The following is a 16408-nucleotide window of genomic DNA, read 5'->3' as shown; positions in this document are numbered from 1 at the left end:
GTCAGAAGGGGCTGTCCGGGTGGTAGAAGTCCTTGGCGTTGTCCTTCGTGATCAGCACCGAGGGAATGATGGTCGTCGCCGGCAGCGTCGTACCCTTCAGCCGCGCCTCCGCCGTGAGCTTGATCGCGTCGTAGATGAACTTGGGCGAGTAGCTCACGTCGGCGTCGATGCGCTTGTCCTTGCCGTCCAGGATGGTCTTGACCATGCCCTTGGCGCCGGCGCCGCCGAAGACGATCTTGATGTCGTCGCGCTTGGCCTGGTCGATGGCCTTGAGCACGCCGACCGCCATGTCGTCGTCGGCGGCCCAGACCGCATCGATCTGCTTGAAGCGCGTGAGGTAGTCCTGCGTGACCTTGAAGGCGTCGTCGCGGTTCCAGTTGGCGTACTTGGCGTCCAGCAGCTTGATGTCGGGGTGGTTCTTGAGCACGGCGTTGAAGGCGTCCATGCGCTCGTTGTCCAGCGTGGTCGCGATGCCGCGCAGCGCGACCACGTTGCCCTTGCCGCCCAGCTTCTTGGCGATGTACTCGGCCGGGATCCTGCCGAAGGCGGTGTTGTCGCCAGCCACGTAGGCGTCCTGCGCGCTGGTGTCGGTGAGGCCGCGGTCGACCACCGTGACGTAGGCACCCTTGGCCTTGACCTGGGCCACGGGCTTGGTCAGCGCGGCCGACTCGAACGGGAACACCACCAGCGCATTGATCTTGGAGACGGAGGACAGGTCCTGCAGCTGGTTGGCCTGCTCCGGCGCATTCGCTGCTGTGCGGATCGTGATCTTGAGGTCCTTGTGCTGCTTCTCCAGGTCTTTCTTGGCCTGGTTGGCCCAGTAGTTGATGCCGCCCATGAAGCTGTGCGTGGCGGCCGGGATGGACACACCCAGGTGCACCGGCTCGGCCGCGATGGCAGGCAGGGCGAGGCTGGCGGCGGCGATGGCCGTGAGGGCGAGGCGTCTGGAAATCATGCGGAAGTCTCCTGGTTGGTTGAAGGCACAAAACTCACCGCTTTCCGCGCTGCAGGAACGCGACGACGATGATCACGAAACCCTGCACCGCCGCGTTGAGGTACACGCTGATGATGCTGGTGAGGTTCAGGATGTTGCTGATGACCGAGAGCAGCACGGCACCGACCACCGTGCCCGTGATGCTGCCCGCGCCGCCCTTGAGGGCGGTGCCGCCCACGATCACGGCGGCGATGGCCTCCAGCTCCCAGAGCAGGCCCGTGGTCGGCGAGGCCGAGCCCAGCCGTGGCACGTAGAGCAAGGTGGCGATGCCCACGCAGATGCCCAGCAGCATGTAGGTCTGGATCTTCACGCGGTCCACGGCCACGGCCGCGTAGCGCGCGACCTGCTCGTTGGAGCCGATGGCCTGCACGTAGCGGCCGTAGGCCGTGCGGTTCAGCACCACGCCGCCGGCCAGTGCCACCAGCAGGAACACCCAGACCGGCACCGGAATGCCCAGCAGGCTGCCGTAGTAGACCGGCGCGTAGAGGTCCGACAGATCGTTGTCCAGCGTGATCGCGCCACCGTCCGCGGCCCAGGTCAGGTAGGCGCGGAAGATGCCCAGCGTGCCCAGCGTCACGATGAAGGGCTCGATGCGGCCCTTGGTGATGAGCAGCCCGTGCGCGAGGCCGAAGGCCGCGCCCAGCACGATGGCCAGCAGAGCGCCCAGCACCACGGCCAGCAGCGGCGAGCCCGTGAGCGGCCCCATGGCATTGATGAACAGGATCACGCAGCCCGCGATCAACGCGGCCATGGAGCCCACCGAGAGGTCGATGCCGCCCGAGATGATCACGAAGCACATGCCCACGGCGATGATGCCGATGAAGGCCGTGCGCGTGAGGAGGTTCATCGCGTTGTCCACGGTCGCGAAGTCGCTGTTGAGCAGCGTGCCCGCGATGCACAGCAGCACCAGGCCGAGCACCGGGCCCCAGCCGTGCAGCTTGCGTGGGGACTTGGAAGGTTCAGGCTGGGACATGCGGTGGCTCCACCACGCCGGTGGCGTGGGCGATCAGGGTTTCTTCGGTCAGGCCGTCGGCGTCCAGGGTGGCGACGAGCCGGCCCGCACGCACCACGGCCACGCGGTGCGCCAGGCCGATCAGTTCCATGAGTTCGGACGAGACCACGAGCACGGCCAGGCCCTGGCGTGCCAGACGCTGCACGAGCTCGTAGATCTCGCGCTTGGCGCCCACGTCCACGCCGCGCGTGGGCTCGTCCAGCACGACGATGCGCGGGTCCGGGTGCAGCACGCGCGCGAGTGCGAGCTTTTGCTGGTTGCCGCCCGACAGCGCCGAGGCCGGCACGTCCAGCGAGCCGGTGCGGATGCCGAAGTCGCGCTGCGCCTGTTCCAGCGCGCGGCGCTCGGCCGACGGGTCGAGCCAGGGCCTGGCGTAGCGCTGCAGCGCCATCAGCGTGAGGTTCTCGCGCAGGCCCATCTGCACGTGCAGGCCACGGCCCTTGCGGTCCTCGCTGAGGTAGGTGAGGCCCGCATCGGCCGCGGCGCGCGGATTCCTGAAGCCGCCCTCGCCCGCCAGCGCCTGGCCGTGCAGCCAGACCTTGCCGCGCGCGGGGCGCAGGCCCAGCAGGCCTTCGAACAGTTCGGTGCGGCCGGCGCCGACCAGGCCCGCGAAGCCCAGGATCTCGCCGGGGCGGACCGCGAAGCTCCAGCCCTCGGCCCAGCCCGGCACGCTGAAATCCTCGACGCGCAGCGCCAGCGGACCCTCGGTCGGCCGCGCGTCGCGCACCGGGTACAGGTCGGCGATCTCGCGGCCGACCATCAGCTGGGCCATGGCCTGGCGCGTGAGGCCCTGCGTGGGCTGCTGCGCGACGAACTGGCCGTCGCGCATCACGACCACCTCGTCGGTCACGCGCTCGACCTCGTCGAGCTTGTGCGAGATGTAGACCACGGTCACGCCGTCCGCGCGCAGCTGCGCGATGAGCGCGAACAGGCGCTCGGTCTCGGCCGCCGTCAGCGTGGCCGTGGGCTCGTCCATGATGAGCAGCCGCGCACGACGCGCCACGGCCTTGGCGATTTCCACGAGCTGCTTCTCGGCCACGATCAGGTCCCGCACGCGCCGGTCCGGGGGCACCGTGAGGCCGACCTGGGCCAGCGCGGCAGCGGTCTCGCGCGCCATCGCGGCGTCGTCGAGGAACAGCCCGCGCTTCTTCTCGTGGCCCAGGAAGATGTTCTGCGCCACCGTGAGGTCGTCCGCCAGATTGAACTCCTGGTGGATCAGCACGATGCCCAGCGCCTCGGCGTCACGCGGGCCCTGGAACATGCAGGCCTGGCCGTTCACGCGCAAGGTGCCGGACGTGGGCGCCTCGTAGCCCGACAGGATCTTCATGAGCGTGGACTTGCCCGCGCCGTTCTCGCCGAGCAGGCCGACCACGCGGCCGGGCTGCAGGCTGAACGAGATGCCGTGCAGCACCTCGACCGGGCCGAAGGACTTGCGGATCGCGTCGAACGCGACGCCGACGCTGCCCGTCATGGTGCCAGCCCCCGCGCCCGCAGCGCCTCTGCCATGGCCAGCGCCCCCGCCCCCACCACGCCGCCCTGCGCCCCCAGCGGCGCGTACTGCACCTCCAGCTGGCGCGTGGACAGCGCCAGCGAGCGCTGGTAGACGCTTTGCCGCACGGCCGCCAGGAACAGCGGCCCGACCTGCGTGATGCCACCGCCCAGCAGCACATGCGAGGGGTTGAAGAAGTTCACCACCGCGGCCAGCATCTGCCCGACCAGGTGGCCGGCATGCTGCAGGATGCGGTTGGCCGCGGCATCGCCGGCGCGGCTGGCCGCGCCCACGTCCTCGGCCGCCAGGTGGCCGCGCACGGCCAGCGTCGCGGCCAGTTGGGGACTCTCGCCGGCCTCGGCCGCCTCGAGCGCCATGCGCACGATGGCCGGCCCCGCGGCCATGGCCTCCACGCAGCCGCGGTTGCCGCAATGGCAGCGCGGGCCCTCGGGGTCCACGCTGATGTGGCCCACGTCGCCGGCCGAGCCCGTGGCGCCGCGGTACACGCTGCCGTGGCAGACGATGCCGCAGCCGATGCCGGTGCCGATCTTGACCACGATGAAGTTGGGCAGCGCGCGCTTGAGGCGCCACAGCTCGCCCAGCGCCATGAGGTTCACGTCGTTGTCCACGAACACGGGCGCGCGGTACTCGTCGCGCAGGAAGTCGCGGATGGAGAACTGGTCCCAGTCGGGCATCAGCGGCGGGCTCACGAGCTGGCCGGCCTCGAAATTGACCGGTCCCGGCACGCCCACGCCGATGGAGAGCACCTGGGCGGCCTGGCCGCCGCTGCGCGCCAGCAGTTCGCGCATCAGCGCCGCGGCGCGCGCCAGCACCACGCCCGGCCCCTGGCGGCGCACGTCGATGTCTTCGCTGTGCTGGGCCAGCAAGCTGAGGTCGGGCCGCAGCACGGCCACGGTCAGGCTGGTCACGCCGATGTCCACCCCCAGCAGCAGGCCCAGGCCGTGGTGCAGCCGCAGCGTCTCCGCCGGCCGGCCGCCTTGCGAAGCCTGGGTGCCCGCCTCCTCGAGCAGGCCCTGGTCGATGAGACCGGCGACCAGCGCCTTGCCCTTGCTGGACGAAAAGCCCAGCGGCGCCGCCAGCGCGTGGCGCGAGCTGCCGGGCGACCAGAAGGCCGCGTCGAGCACGCGCATTTCATCCGCAGTGGTGGCTTGCCAGGGCGTCACGCCGCTTGTCTCCCGGGTGTTCTCAGCGATGCGGCGCATGCTAGGGCTCCCGCTTTGGCTTCACAAGACCCAAGTTAAGACAAATTCAGGCCAAAGTCAGACCAGGCAACGCGGCGCCGGAAAATCGATCACGCTGCGGATGATCTCGCGCATCTCGGTGATGAGCGGCCGCGCATCGTCGCGCCGCCATTGCACGGTGTAGGTCAGCGGCACCAGCGCACCGCCGCCCGACAGAATGGTCAGCACACCGCGCGCCTGCAGCGCCTCGGCCCAGCCCTGCGGCATGTAGGTGAAGCCCAGGCCCTCGGCCACCATGCCGACCACGGCGCCCCAGCTGTTGCAACTCAGGCGCCGTTCGATGCCCAGGCCCTGGCGGCCCAGCCATTCGTCCAGCGTGCGCGTGGCGCCCGAGCCCACGGGCAGCGCGATCAGCAACTGCTCGCGCACCAAGCGCTGCGGTTCGTCGGTGCCGGCACGCGCGAGGAAGTCGGCGCTGGCGGCCCAGACGAAGCGCACCTGCGCCACCTGTTCGAAGGCCAGGCTGCTGCGCGACGAGGGCCCGGCGATCACCACGCAGTCGAGTTCGCCGTCCACGATGCGCTGCTCCAGCACCTGGCCGATGTCGGCATACGGCTCCAGCTGCAGCGCGGGGTGCAGCTCGGCCACCTTCTGCACGAGCTTGGGCAGCCAGGTCAGGCCGCTCAGTTCGCCGAAGCCGATGCGGCAGCGCCCCTGCAGGCCCACGCTGCGGCCGGCCGATTGCTGCAGCTGCGCGGCGTCGTGCAGCAGCGCGCGCACGCGCGGCAGCAGCTGCTCGCCCTGCGGCGTGAGCTCGGCTGCCCGGCCGCTGCGGTCGAACAGCGGCGTGCCCAGCGAGGCCTCGAGCTCGGCGATGCGCTTGGACAGGGAGGACACCGACAGGTGCACCCGCTCGGCCGCGACGGAAAAGTTGAGGCAGGTCGCGGCCCAGTAGAAGGCTTCGAGTTGCTTGAGCGTCATGGCCATATTTTCTAAAAAGCGAAATGACAGCGCCGCTTTTTTTCGCTTTTCTTTGAACATCCGCCTGGGCACCATGGCCGCCCCATGCCCGCTCCCACCCCCGCCCTGCCCCGGGCCTGCCGCCAGGTGCTCTCCCTGGACGACTTCGAGCCACTGGCCCGGCGCCATCTGCCGCGGCCCATCTACGCCTACATCAGTGGCGCGGTGGAAGACAACCGCGCGCTGGCCGAGAACCGCCGGGCCTTCGCCGACCTGGCCTTCCGTCCGCGCGTGCTGGCCGACGTGGCCCAGCGGGACCTGGGTTTCGAACTGTTCGGCCAGCGCTACGCCGCGCCCATCGGCCTCGCGCCCATGGGAATCTCGGCCCTGTCGGCCTACCGCGGCGACGTGGTACTGGCCCGGGCCGCGCAGGAGGCCAAAGTGCCCGCCATCATGAGCGGCTCCTCGCTGATCCGGCTGGAAGAGGTCATGGCAGCGGCGCCGCAGACCTGGTTCCAGGCCTACCTGCCGGGCGAGATGGCACAGATCCACGGCCTGCTGGACCGCGTGCAGGCGGCCGGTGTGCGCACCCTGGTCATCACGGTGGACACGCCCGTGGCGGCCAACCGCGAGAACAACGTGCGCGCGGGCTTTTCCACGCCGCTCAAGCCCAGTCTGGCGCTGGCCTGGCAGGGCATCAGCCACCCGCGCTGGCTGCTGGGCACGTTTTTGAGGACGCTGCTGCGCCACGGCATGCCGCACTTCGAGAACAACTACGCCACGCGCGGCGCGCCCATCCTCTCGCCCAGCGTGCTGCGCGACTTCTCCGACCGCGCCCACCTGGCCTGGCCGCACCTGGCCGCGATCCGCCAGCGCTGGCCCGGCCAGCTCGTGGTCAAGGGCGTCCTGACGCCCGAGGACGCCGTGATGGCGCGCGCGCACGGTGCCGACGGCCTCATCGTCTCCAACCACGGCGGCCGCCAGCTCGACGGCGCGGTGGCGCCGCTGCGCGTGCTGGCCGCCATCGTGCGCGCCGTGCCCGGCCTGCCCGTGATGCTGGACAGCGGCGTGCGCCGCGGCACGGATGCCGTCAAGGCGCTCGCGCTGGGCGCGCGCTGCGTGTTCGTGGGCCGGCCCTTCAACTACGCGGCCACGGTCGCCGGCCAGGCCGGCGTGGCCCACGGCATCGCGCTGCTGCGCGAGGAGATCTCGCGCGACATGGCCATGCTGGGCCTGACCCGGCTGGACCAGATCACCCCCGCCTGCATCCGCCCGGTCGCGGACCCGGCCGACTACTTTCCCTCCACCGAGAACCACCCATGAGCAAGATCCAGGGCTTCCACATCCATGCGCGGCCGGCCGTTGCCGTGAGCGACGCGCTGCTCGCGCGCTACCGGGGCTTCCAGGTTGCCAACATCAGCGACGCGATGAGCCGCACCACGGGCACCTCGGCGCTGCGCCCTTTCCACCAGCGTGACGGCGGCTTCGCCGGCCGCGCGCTGACGGTGCGCACCCGGCCGGGCGACAACCTGCTCGTGCACCACGCCATCGACACCTGCGCGCCGGGCGACGTGCTCGTGGTCGACGCCGGCGGCGTGGGCCCCAACGCCATCATCGGCGAGATCATGCTGGCCCTGCTGATCGCGCGCGGCGCGGCCGGCATCGTGATCGACGGCCTGATCCGCGACAGCGACACCATCGCCCGGCACAGCCTGCCGGTCTATGCCCGCGGCGTCTCGCACCGCGGGCCCTACAAGGACGGCCCGGGCGAGCTGCATGTGCCGGTCAGCATCGACGGCATGGTGGTGCGCCCCGGCGACATCATCGTCGGCGACGGCGACGGCCTGCTGGCCGTGCCGCCCGAGGAGGCCGAGGACATCGCCGCGCGCGTGGAGGCCATCGAGCGCGTCGAGGCCGAGGCGCTGCAGGCGATCGCCGAAGGCCGGGCCGACCGCAGCTGGGTCGTGCGCACGCTGCGCGAGAAGGGCGCGCTGTGAGCAGCGCCAAGCGCGTCGTGCGCTTCGACTTCTGGCTGGACCCGGCCTTCGACCGCATCGTCGCGGCCGCGCCCGGCATCGCGCTGCGTACCTGCCAACGCGAGGGCGCCGATGCCGAGGCCTGGGATGCGCTGGCCAGCGCCCAGGTGCTCCAGACCACTGCCGCCAAGGACGAACTGCCGCGCCACTGGTTCGTCACCGAGCCGCTGCTCGCGCGCTGCCCGCAGCTGCTGGCCGTCTCGACCAGCGGCTCGGGCTACGACACGGTGGACGTCGCGGCGTGCACGCGCGCCGGCGTGGCGGTGCTGAACCAGGCCGGGGGCAATGCGGACTCGGTGGCCGAGATGGCCATCGGGCTGATGCTGTCCGTGCTGCGCCGCATCCCCGCGTCGGACCGATTGCTGCACGCTCCCGGGCGCAGCTTCAGCCGCGAGGACCTCATGGGCCATGAACTGCGCGGCCGAACGCTGGGTGTCGTGGGCGTGGGCCATGCCGGCAGCCGCGTCGCTGCGCTCGGTCGCGCCTTCGGCATGCAGGTGCTGGGCGTGGATCCGGCGCTGGACGCCGCGCAGATGGCCGCCCGCGGCGCCGAGGCCGTGACGCTGGACGAACTGCTGCGCCGCGCCGACATCGTCTCGCTGCACTGCCCGCGCGACGCCAGCACGCTGGGCATGCTGGACGCCCGGGCCTTCGCGGCCATGCGCCCCGGCAGCATCTTCGTGAGCACGGCGCGCGGCGGCATCCACGACGAGGCCGCGCTGCATGCGGCGCTGGCCAGCGGCCACCTCGGCGGCGCCGGCCTGGACGTCTGGGACCAGGAGCCGCCGCCGGCCGACCACCCCTTGCTCGGCCTGTCCAACGTGGTCGCCACGTTCCACACCGCCGGCGTCACGCACGAAGCCCGGCGCAACAACGCCACGCTGGCCGCGACGCAGATCGTGCAGTTGCTGGCCGACGGACAGCGGCCCGCGCGCCTGGTCAATCCCGAAGTCTGGCCACAGGCCAGCGCACGCATCGCGGCCGCGCTCGGCCGCTGAGTTCGCCACAGCCCGCCGAGGCACCACCAACGGAGACATCAGATGAACATGCACTGGACCCGCCGCGCACTGTGCGCCGGCCTCGCCGCCACGGCCTTCGCACAGCCCGCCCTGGCGCAACCCGACGCACCCTACCCCGCCAAGCCGATCGAACTCATCGTGGCCTACGGCCCCGGCGGCGGCACCGACCTCGTCGCGCGCCTCCTGGCGCGCCATCTGGAAAAGCAGATCGGCGGCAGCGTGGTGGTGCTGAACCGCCCCGGCGCGGGCGGCGGCATCGGCTTCGGCGAACTGGCGCGCGCCAAACCCGACGGCTACACCATCGGCTTCATCAACACGCCCAACGTGCTGACCATCCCGATCGAGCGCAAGAGCGCGTTCCACTGGAGCCAGTACGACCTGCTCGGCAACCTCGTGGACGACCCGGGCGGCTTCGCCATCCACAACAGCAATGGCATCACCACGCTGGCCGGCCTCGCGGCCTACGCCAAGGCCAACCCCGGCGCCGTGACCGTGGGCACCACGGGCACGGGCTCGGACGACCACCTGGCCATGCTGCTGTTCGAGCGCGCGACGGGCACCAAACTCACCCACGTGCCGTACAAGGGTGCGGGCGAGGTGCGCGCCGCCGCCACGGGCCAGCAGATCGTGATCGGCGCCATCAACGTCGGCGAGGTGCTGGCCTACCAGAAGGGCGGCACGCCGATCCGGCTGCTGGGCCAGATGTCGGCCGAGCGATCGTCGCTGGCGCCGCAGGTGCCCACCTTCCGCGAGCAGGGCATCCCGATCGAGCTGGCCTCGCTGCGTGGTCTGGCCGCCCCCAAGGGCCTGCCCGAGCCCGTGCGCAAGAAGCTCGTCGACGCCGTGGCCGCCATCGCGGCCGACCCGGCGTTCAAGCAGCAGGCCGAGGCCATGTACGCGCCGCTGCGCTACCTCCCGCCGGCGGCCTACGCGGCCGAACTCGAAGCCACCGAAGCGGGCTTTCGCAAGCTCTGGGCCGAGATGCCGTGGCAGGACAAACCTTGATCCCCTTGTCTTCTTCGACCCGCACCATGCACGTTCTTTCCCGCCGCGGCTTCACCGCTTTCGCCCTCGCCCTGCCTTTCGCCGCCACCGCCCAGGGCGCACTGCCCGCCGGGCCGATCACGATGATCGTGGGCTGGCCGGCCGGCGGCCCCTCCGACAACGTGGCACGCCTCACGGCCCAGCGCATGGCCGAGGCGCTGGGCCAGTCCATCGTGATCGACAACAAGGGCGGCGCCGGCGGCAACATCGGCACCGACGCCGCGGCCCGGGCCAAGCCCGACGGCAGCACCATCATGCTGGCCACGGTGGCCTCGCACGGGCTGAATTCCGCGCTGTACCCCAAGCTCAACCACGACCCGATCAAGGATTTCGCGCCGATCGGCATGATCACGACCTCGCCCAGCGTGCTGCTGGTGCCGACCGGTTCGCCGTTCCGCTCGGTGGCCGACCTGCTCGCCGCCGCCAGGGCCGCGCCCGGCAAGCTCAACTACGGTTCGGGCGGCGTGGGCTCCAGCCAGCACCTGGCCGGTGCCAGCTTCAAGAAGCTCACCGGCGTGGACGTGACCCACATCCCGTTCAAGGGCACGGCCCCGGCCATGACCGACCTCATGGCCGGCCGCGTGGACTTCGTGCTGACCACGGGTGCCATGTCCTTCATCCGCTCGGGCAAGCTGCGCCCGCTGGCCGTCGCCGCCCAGCAGCGCCTGCCCGCGCTGCCCGAGGTGCCGACCTTCGAGGAGGCCGGCGTGAAGGGCTTCACCACCGACTCCTGGTACGGCCTGGTCGCGCCGGCCGGCACGCCGCGCGCGGCGCTGGACAAGCTCAACGCGGCCCTCGCCACGGCCCTGCGCAACCCCGAGGTGCAAAAGCAGTTCCTCGACCAGGGCTCGCTGCCGGTCCAGCCCATGGGCGTGGACGCGTTCTGGCGCTTCGTGCAACACCAAATGCCGCTCGCCGCCGAGCAGGTGCGCGTCTCGGGCGCCAAGGCCGAGTGAGCCGCTAGGCAGTCAGCCGGGGGGCCGCCGGCTGACGATCCGCAGCGCTGGGCCGACAGACGGAGTTCAGGCGCCGTCTGTCGTGCACAGACGGCCCTAGTCTGGTCAACGTGTGAACGAACCAGACGCACCGAATTCCGCTGTTCCAGAACTTCCTTGTTGTAGACACGGGCGACGCACGCGGTGCGTTCGCCCTGCCTGCGCACGCGGGTGTGCAGGCGCGAGAACGGCAGCGCGGCGGACGCCATGGGGAGAGCACAGGCTTTCAGACCAACCCTTGGGGGAGCGACATGGCCGAGCAGTCGATGACGTTGCGGATGCGGTTGATGCTGTACACCGGTGCGCTGGTCTTGCTGGGTCTGGGCGTGCAGGCCGCAGCGAACATCTCGATCGCGCGCAGCAACGCCCTGCAGACGCTGGCATCGAGCGCGCGGGCCATCGCGCGCGCGCACGCCGACAGCATTGCCCAGTGGGTGGACAACCGCCTGCAGGTGATGCGCGCGATGGCGCCCCTGCCCACGACCACCGATCCCATGCTGGGGCTGCGGCAAGCCGCGGTCGCCGCCCGGCTGGACATCGCCTATCTGGCTTTCCCCGACAAGCGCGCCCTGTTCTCGCGCGAGGAGCCGCTGCCCGCCGGCTACGACCCGACCGTTCGCCCCTGGTACTTGCAGGCGCTGGCCAGCGACGCGCCCATCATCACCCAGCCCTACCTGGACCTGGGCACCAACAAGGCCGTGCTGACCGTGGCCATGGCCGTGCGCGCGGGCGGCCAGGTCAGCGGCGTGGTGGCCGGCGACGTGTTCATGGACAGCGTGATCGACAACGTGGCCTCGATCCGCCCCATGCCCAACACGCGCGGCTTCGTGCTCGATGCCCAGGGCCGGCTGGTGGTGCATGAGGATTTGAAGCTGATCGGCAAGCCGGCGACCGACATCGCGCCGCAACTGACCGCCGAACGCGTGGCACGCCTGCTGGCGGCCGGCGACCTGGAGGCGCTGGACATCGCCGGCCAGCCCCGCCTGGTGCAGCTGGCGCACGTGCCGGGCACGCCCTGGATCCTGGCCGTGGCACTGGACCGCAGCGAGGCCCTGGCCGCCATGGTGCGCATGGTCTGGATGTCCTCCATCAGCAGCGTGGCCATCGCCATCGTGGCCGTGCTCGTGATCGGCGCCGTGCTGGCGGCCAGCCTGCGACCGCTGGGCGCGCTGCAGCAGGCCATGGTGGACGTGAGTTCGGGCGAAGGCGACCTCACGCGGCGCCTGCCCGCCCGCGGCGCGCGCGAGCTGGCCGGCATCGCCGCGGGCTTCAACGGCTTCGTCGAGAAGCTGCAGCACATGCTGCGCGAGATCCGCGCCAGCGCCGACCACATCAGCACCGCGAGCTCGGAAATCGCCGCCGGCAACCAGGACCTGAGCCACCGCACCGAGCAGACCGCGGGCAAGCTGCAGGCCTCGGCATCGAGCATCGACACGCTGACGGCCGCGGTGCGCCAGTCGGCCGACGCCGCCCAGCATGCCAACCAGCTGGCCGGCGGCGCCGCCACGGTGGCGCAACGCGGCGGCAGCGTGGTGGGCGAACTGGTGGCCACCATGGACCAGATCCAGCACAGCAGCGGCCGCATCGCCGACATCATCGGCGTGATCGACGGCATCGCGTTCCAGACCAACATCCTGGCGCTCAACGCCGCCGTGGAGGCGGCCCGCGCGGGCGAGCAGGGCCGCGGCTTCGCGGTGGTGGCCAGCGAGGTGCGCAGCCTGGCGCAGCGCAGCAGCCAGGCGGCCCGCGAGATCAAGGAATTGATCGGCAGCAGCGTGGAGCGGGTCGGCGCGGGCAGCCAGCTGGTGCACACCACCGGCACCACCATGCAGGACATCGTGGCCAGCGTGCAGCGCGTGAGCGACATCGTGGGCGAGATCAGCACCGCAGCGCGCAGCCAGAGCCAGGAGATCGCCGAGGTCAACACGACGGTCACGCAGCTGGACCAGATGACGCAGCAGAACGCCGCGCTGGTCGAGCAGAGCACGGCCGCCGCGCAAAGCCTGCACGACCAGGCCGAACGGCTGCGCCACGCGGTGGCCGCCTTCCGCCTCGACTGAAGGTGAGTCGCCATGTCGGGCTACGCGCTGGACCCCCGCACCACGATCCTGATCGGCGGCATCACGAGCGGCCTCATGGCCATTGTCTTGTCGCTGCTGGCACGCGCCACGCCGCTGCCCGTCCCGGGGCTGTGGAGCTGGGTCGCGGGCGGCTGGCTGGTGTTCAGCGCCATGGTCCTGCTGGGCCTGCGCGACTGGACATCCAACCTGGCCACGGTCACGCTGGGCAACGGCGCGCTGATGATGGCCTACATCGTCTGGCTGGCCGGCACGCACCGGCACCTGGGCCAGCGCATCCGCTGGGCGCCCTGGCTGCTGGCCTGGACCGTCGCCACCGCCCTGGTGAGCTGGTTCATCTTCGTCGAGCCCAGCTTTCGCGTGCGCACGGTGGTCGTGGCCGGCCTGTGCGCCTACCTCAGCGCGCACCACGCCGTGGTGCTGCTGCACCACCCGCGGGCCGAGCGTTTCGGCCGGTCCATCGGCGTCTCGCTGACCTCCACCTGGCTGCTGATCCTGGCCGCCGTGTACGCCACCCGCGCGCTGCACGCCGCCTGGTTTCCGCAGGGCAGCACCGGCCTGCTCACCCAGGGCGCGGTGCAGATCGTCTACACCGGCAGCTTCACGATCTGCAACCTCATGCTCGTGATCGGCTACGCCACCACAGCCTCCGACCACGTGCGCGCGCGCATCGAGGACCAGGCCATCCACGATCCGCTGACGGGCGGACTGAACCGCCAGGCCCTGATGGACAGCCTGGAGCGCGAGCGCGCCCGCAGCACGCGCACGGGCCAGCCCTTCAGCGTGGCCATGCTGGACGTGGACCACTTCAAGAAGATCAACGACAGCCACGGCCACCCCGTGGGCGACCGCGTGCTGGTGCACCTGTGCCGCCGCATGTCGGCCCTGGTGCGGCCCAACGACGTGGTGGCCCGCTACGGCGGCGAGGAGTTCGTGATCGTGATGCCCGAGACCACGCTGGCCGCGGCGCTGCAGGCCGGCCAGCGCATCCTCACGCAGGCGGTGCAGGTCGAGGACCAGCCCCTGCCGCCCTTCACGATCAGCATCGGCCTGGCGCAATGGTCCAGCGCCGACACCTCGGTGGAGACGGTGATCGCGCGCGCCGACGCGGCGCTCTACGCCGCCAAGGCCAACGGACGCAACCGCGTGGAGGTGGGCGGCTCGGCGATCTCCGTGTAAACCCTCATCGCCAGGAACTGAAACCGGTTTCACAATCCGGCGCGTGAACTACCAATTCCAGTTCGACGCGGTCTTGGCCGCCTGGCCGCTGATGCTCAAGGGCACCTGGATCACCGTGCAGCTCTCGCTCACGGCCACGGTGCTGGGCCTCGTCGTCGCCGTGCTGGGCGCCTGGGGCAAGACCAGCGGGCCGGCCTGGCTGCGCTTCGTGATCCAGGCCTACATCGAGCTGATCCGCAACACGCCCTTCCTGGTCCAGCTGTTCTTCTTCTTTTTCGCGCTGCCGGTGTTCGGCCTGCGCTGGTCGCCCTACCAGGCCGCGCTGACGGCCATGGTCGTGAACCTGGGCGCCTACGCCACCGAGATCATCCGCGCCGGCATCGAGTCCATTCCTAAGGGGCAGATCGAGGCCGGCCGCGCGCTGAACCTCAAGGGCTGGGAGATCTTCCGCTTCGTGATCTTGAAGCCCGCGCTCAAGGCCATCTACCCGGCGCTGACCAGCCAGTTCATCTTGCTGATGCTGACCTCGGCCGTGGTCTCGGTGATCTCCGCCGACGACCTGACCTCGGTGGCCGCCACGCTGCAGTCGCAGACCTTCCGCAGCTTCGAGATCTACATCGTGGTGACGGCCATCTACCTGGGCCTGGCCCTCGCGTTTTCGGCGCTGTTCAAGCTCGTGCACCGCCAGTTCCTCCACTATCCGGACAAGAGGTAAGCCGAGATGCGCACCTTCGGCTGGCCCGAATTCCTGTTCATCGTCGAGGCGGCGAAGTGGACGCTCGCGCTGTCCGCCATCGCCTTCGTCGGTGGCGTCATCCTGGGCCTGTTGGTCGCGCTGGCGCGCACCGCAGAGCACCGCGGCGCGCAGCTCCTGGCCACCGGCTTCATCCAGGTGTTCCAGGGCACGCCGCTGCTGCTGCAGCTGTTCCTGATCTTCTTCGGCTTCCCGGTGCTGGGGCTGGACATCAATCCCTGGGTGGCGGCCGGCATCGCGCTCACGCTCAACACTGCGGCCTTCCTGGCCGAGATCTGGCGCGGCTGCATCCAGGCCGTGCCGGGCGGTCAGAAAGAGGCGGCGCTGGCGCTGAACCTCTCGTACATGGACCGCATGCGTTTCGTGATCCTGCCGCAGGCCTTCAAGATCGCGCTGCCGCCGACCGTGGGCTACCTCGTGCAGGTGATCAAGGGCACCTCGCTGGCGGCCATCATCGGCTTCACCGAGGTCACGCGCGCCGGCCAGATCATCAACAACGCCACCTTCCAGCCGCTGCACGTGTTCACCACGGTGGCCGCCGTCTACTTCCTGATCTGCTGGCCGCTGTCGCTGCTGGCCGCGCGCATGGAAAAGCGCCGCGCCGCCGCGCTGGCCCGCTGATCCGCCCCGTCAACCCCGGAGACCCCGCATGACCACCACCCGCCGCACCGTTCTCGCGCTGGCCCTCGCCAGCACCATCGCCCTGCCCGCCACGGCACAGACCGTGGCCGATCTCAAGAAGAAGGGCGAGATCACCATCGGCATGCTGGTGGACTTCCCGCCCTACGGCACGACCAACGCACAGAACCAGCCCGACGGCTACGACGCCGACGTGGCCAAGCTGCTGGCCAAGGACCTGGGCGTGAAGGCCAACATCGTGCCCGTGACCGGCCCGAACCGCATCCCCTTCCTGCTGACCAACAAGGTCGACGTGCTGGTGGCCTCGCTGGCCGTCACGCCCGAGCGCGCCAAGCAGGTGGATTTCTCCACGCCCTACGCGGCCGCCACCATCGTGCTGTACGGTGTGCAGAAGGTGCAGATGAAGGAGCCCGCCGACCTCAAGGGCAAGCGCGTGGGCGTGGCACGCGCCAGCACGCAGGATGTGGCGCTCACGGCCATTGCCCCGGAAGGCACGGAGATCCGCCGCTTCGACGACGACGCCTCAGCCATGCAGGCGCTGATGTCGGGCCAGGTCGACGCGATCGGCTGCTCGACCACGGTGGCCGCGCAGATCGCCAAGCGCGCGCCAGGCGGCACCTACGAGAACAAGTTCAACCTGCGCCAGCAGGTCATGGGCATCGCCATGCGGCCGGGCCAGGCCGAACTCAAGAAGACGCTGGACGAGTTCGTCGAGCGCAACAAGAAGAACGGCGAGTTGAACAAGCTGTACCAGAAGTGGCTGGGGACGGACTTTCCGGCTCTTTGAGCTGGCCAGCGTGGTGCGGGACCGCGCCGACGGTGTACTCCACTCCGCGAATGTCCCCCGCCGAGGGCCGCAGGCGGCCCGCGGCTCCTCCTTTATTTCGCTGCGTGGAGCACACCATCGACACGGTCAACCAGCGTCGCGTTGCATCACCCGTTCGACGCGACGTGTCCAGGGTCGAGGGTGTCGGGTGGCCTTCGCAGCGAAATAAAGGAGGAGGCCG

The 16408-nt window shown here is 70.5% G+C and carries 15 protein-coding genes; 10 read left to right on the top strand and 5 right to left on the bottom strand.

Going from position 1 to position 16408, the window contains the following annotated elements:
- Position 1: 1 nt before the first annotated feature.
- The 5 genes from IE209_RS01950 to IE209_RS01930 all read right to left on the bottom strand — a co-directional run bounded on the left by IE209_RS01950 (position 2) and on the right by IE209_RS01930 (position 5678).
- Positions 2-955 (bottom strand): substrate-binding domain-containing protein, encoded by a 954-nt coding sequence (locus IE209_RS01950; RefSeq protein ID WP_189685335.1) that lies wholly within the window; start codon positions 953-955, stop codon positions 2-4.
- A 34-nt stretch (positions 956-989) separates the two neighbouring features.
- Positions 990-1967: an ABC transporter permease gene (locus IE209_RS01945; RefSeq protein WP_189685334.1), complete on the bottom strand. Its 978-nt coding sequence runs from the start codon at positions 1965-1967 to the stop codon at positions 990-992.
- Complete coding sequence (locus tag IE209_RS01940) at positions 1954-3477, bottom strand: sugar ABC transporter ATP-binding protein (protein WP_189685333.1); 1524 nt, start codon at positions 3475-3477, stop codon at positions 1954-1956. The genes IE209_RS01945 and IE209_RS01940 overlap by 14 nt, the downstream gene beginning before the upstream one ends.
- Positions 3474-4646 carry an ROK family protein gene (locus IE209_RS01935; protein ID WP_189685489.1) on the bottom strand — a complete coding sequence of 391 codons (1173 nt, stop codon included), beginning with the start codon at positions 4644-4646 and terminating at the stop codon, positions 3474-3476. Before IE209_RS01935 ends, IE209_RS01940 begins: the two co-directional genes overlap by 4 nt.
- 129 nt (positions 4647-4775) lie before the next feature.
- Positions 4776-5678 (bottom strand): LysR family transcriptional regulator, encoded by a 903-nt coding sequence (locus IE209_RS01930; RefSeq protein ID WP_189685332.1) that lies wholly within the window; start codon positions 5676-5678, stop codon positions 4776-4778.
- Positions 5679-5762: 84 nt separating this feature from the next.
- Here IE209_RS01930 and IE209_RS01925 point away from each other — a divergent pair, with 84 nt between their 5' ends.
- From IE209_RS01925 to IE209_RS01880, 10 genes are all read left to right on the top strand, one after another.
- Entirely contained in the window at positions 5763-6980 is a 1218-nt protein-coding gene (locus IE209_RS01925; protein WP_189685331.1) for an alpha-hydroxy acid oxidase, read from the top strand.
- Entirely contained in the window at positions 6977-7654 is a 678-nt protein-coding gene (locus IE209_RS01920; RefSeq protein WP_189685330.1) for an RraA family protein, read from the top strand. The genes IE209_RS01925 and IE209_RS01920 overlap by 4 nt, the downstream gene beginning before the upstream one ends.
- Positions 7651-8691 carry a hydroxyacid dehydrogenase gene (locus IE209_RS01915; protein ID WP_189685329.1) on the top strand — a complete coding sequence of 347 codons (1041 nt, stop codon included), beginning with the start codon at positions 7651-7653 and terminating at the stop codon, positions 8689-8691. Before IE209_RS01920 ends, IE209_RS01915 begins: the two co-directional genes overlap by 4 nt.
- A gap of 42 nt (positions 8692-8733) precedes the next feature.
- A complete protein-coding gene (locus IE209_RS01910) occupies positions 8734-9717 on the top strand; it encodes a Bug family tripartite tricarboxylate transporter substrate binding protein (RefSeq protein ID WP_373305256.1) in 984 nt (327 codons plus the stop codon).
- A 26-nt stretch (positions 9718-9743) separates the two neighbouring features.
- The gene (locus IE209_RS01905; RefSeq protein ID WP_189685328.1) at positions 9744-10712 is read left to right on the top strand and encodes a Bug family tripartite tricarboxylate transporter substrate binding protein; all 969 of its coding nucleotides are present in this window, start codon (positions 9744-9746) and stop codon (positions 10710-10712) included.
- 326 nt (positions 10713-11038) lie between these two features.
- On the top strand, positions 11039-12811 hold the full coding sequence (locus IE209_RS34290; protein WP_189685327.1) for a methyl-accepting chemotaxis protein: 1773 nt from the start codon (positions 11039-11041) through the stop codon (positions 12809-12811).
- Between the two features lie 12 nt (positions 12812-12823).
- On the top strand, positions 12824-14008 hold the full coding sequence (locus IE209_RS01895) for a GGDEF domain-containing protein (RefSeq protein WP_189685326.1): 1185 nt from the start codon (positions 12824-12826) through the stop codon (positions 14006-14008).
- A 43-nt stretch (positions 14009-14051) separates the two neighbouring features.
- Positions 14052-14723, top strand: a complete 672-nt coding sequence (locus IE209_RS01890) for an amino acid ABC transporter permease (RefSeq protein WP_189685325.1) — start codon at positions 14052-14054, stop codon at positions 14721-14723.
- 6 nt (positions 14724-14729) lie between these two features.
- Positions 14730-15383, top strand: a complete 654-nt coding sequence (locus tag IE209_RS01885; protein WP_189685324.1) for an amino acid ABC transporter permease — start codon at positions 14730-14732, stop codon at positions 15381-15383.
- A gap of 28 nt (positions 15384-15411) precedes the next feature.
- Positions 15412-16188 carry a transporter substrate-binding domain-containing protein gene (locus IE209_RS01880; RefSeq protein WP_189685323.1) on the top strand — a complete coding sequence of 259 codons (777 nt, stop codon included), beginning with the start codon at positions 15412-15414 and terminating at the stop codon, positions 16186-16188.
- Positions 16189-16408: the final 220 nt, after the last annotated feature.

The organism is Pseudorhodoferax aquiterrae, from assembly GCF_014652235.1.
GTDB lineage: Bacteria > Pseudomonadota > Gammaproteobacteria > Burkholderiales > Burkholderiaceae_C > Pseudorhodoferax > Pseudorhodoferax aquiterrae.
Note: the sequence above shows the minus strand (reverse complement) of the source record. Positions and strands in the feature narration are given on the sequence as shown.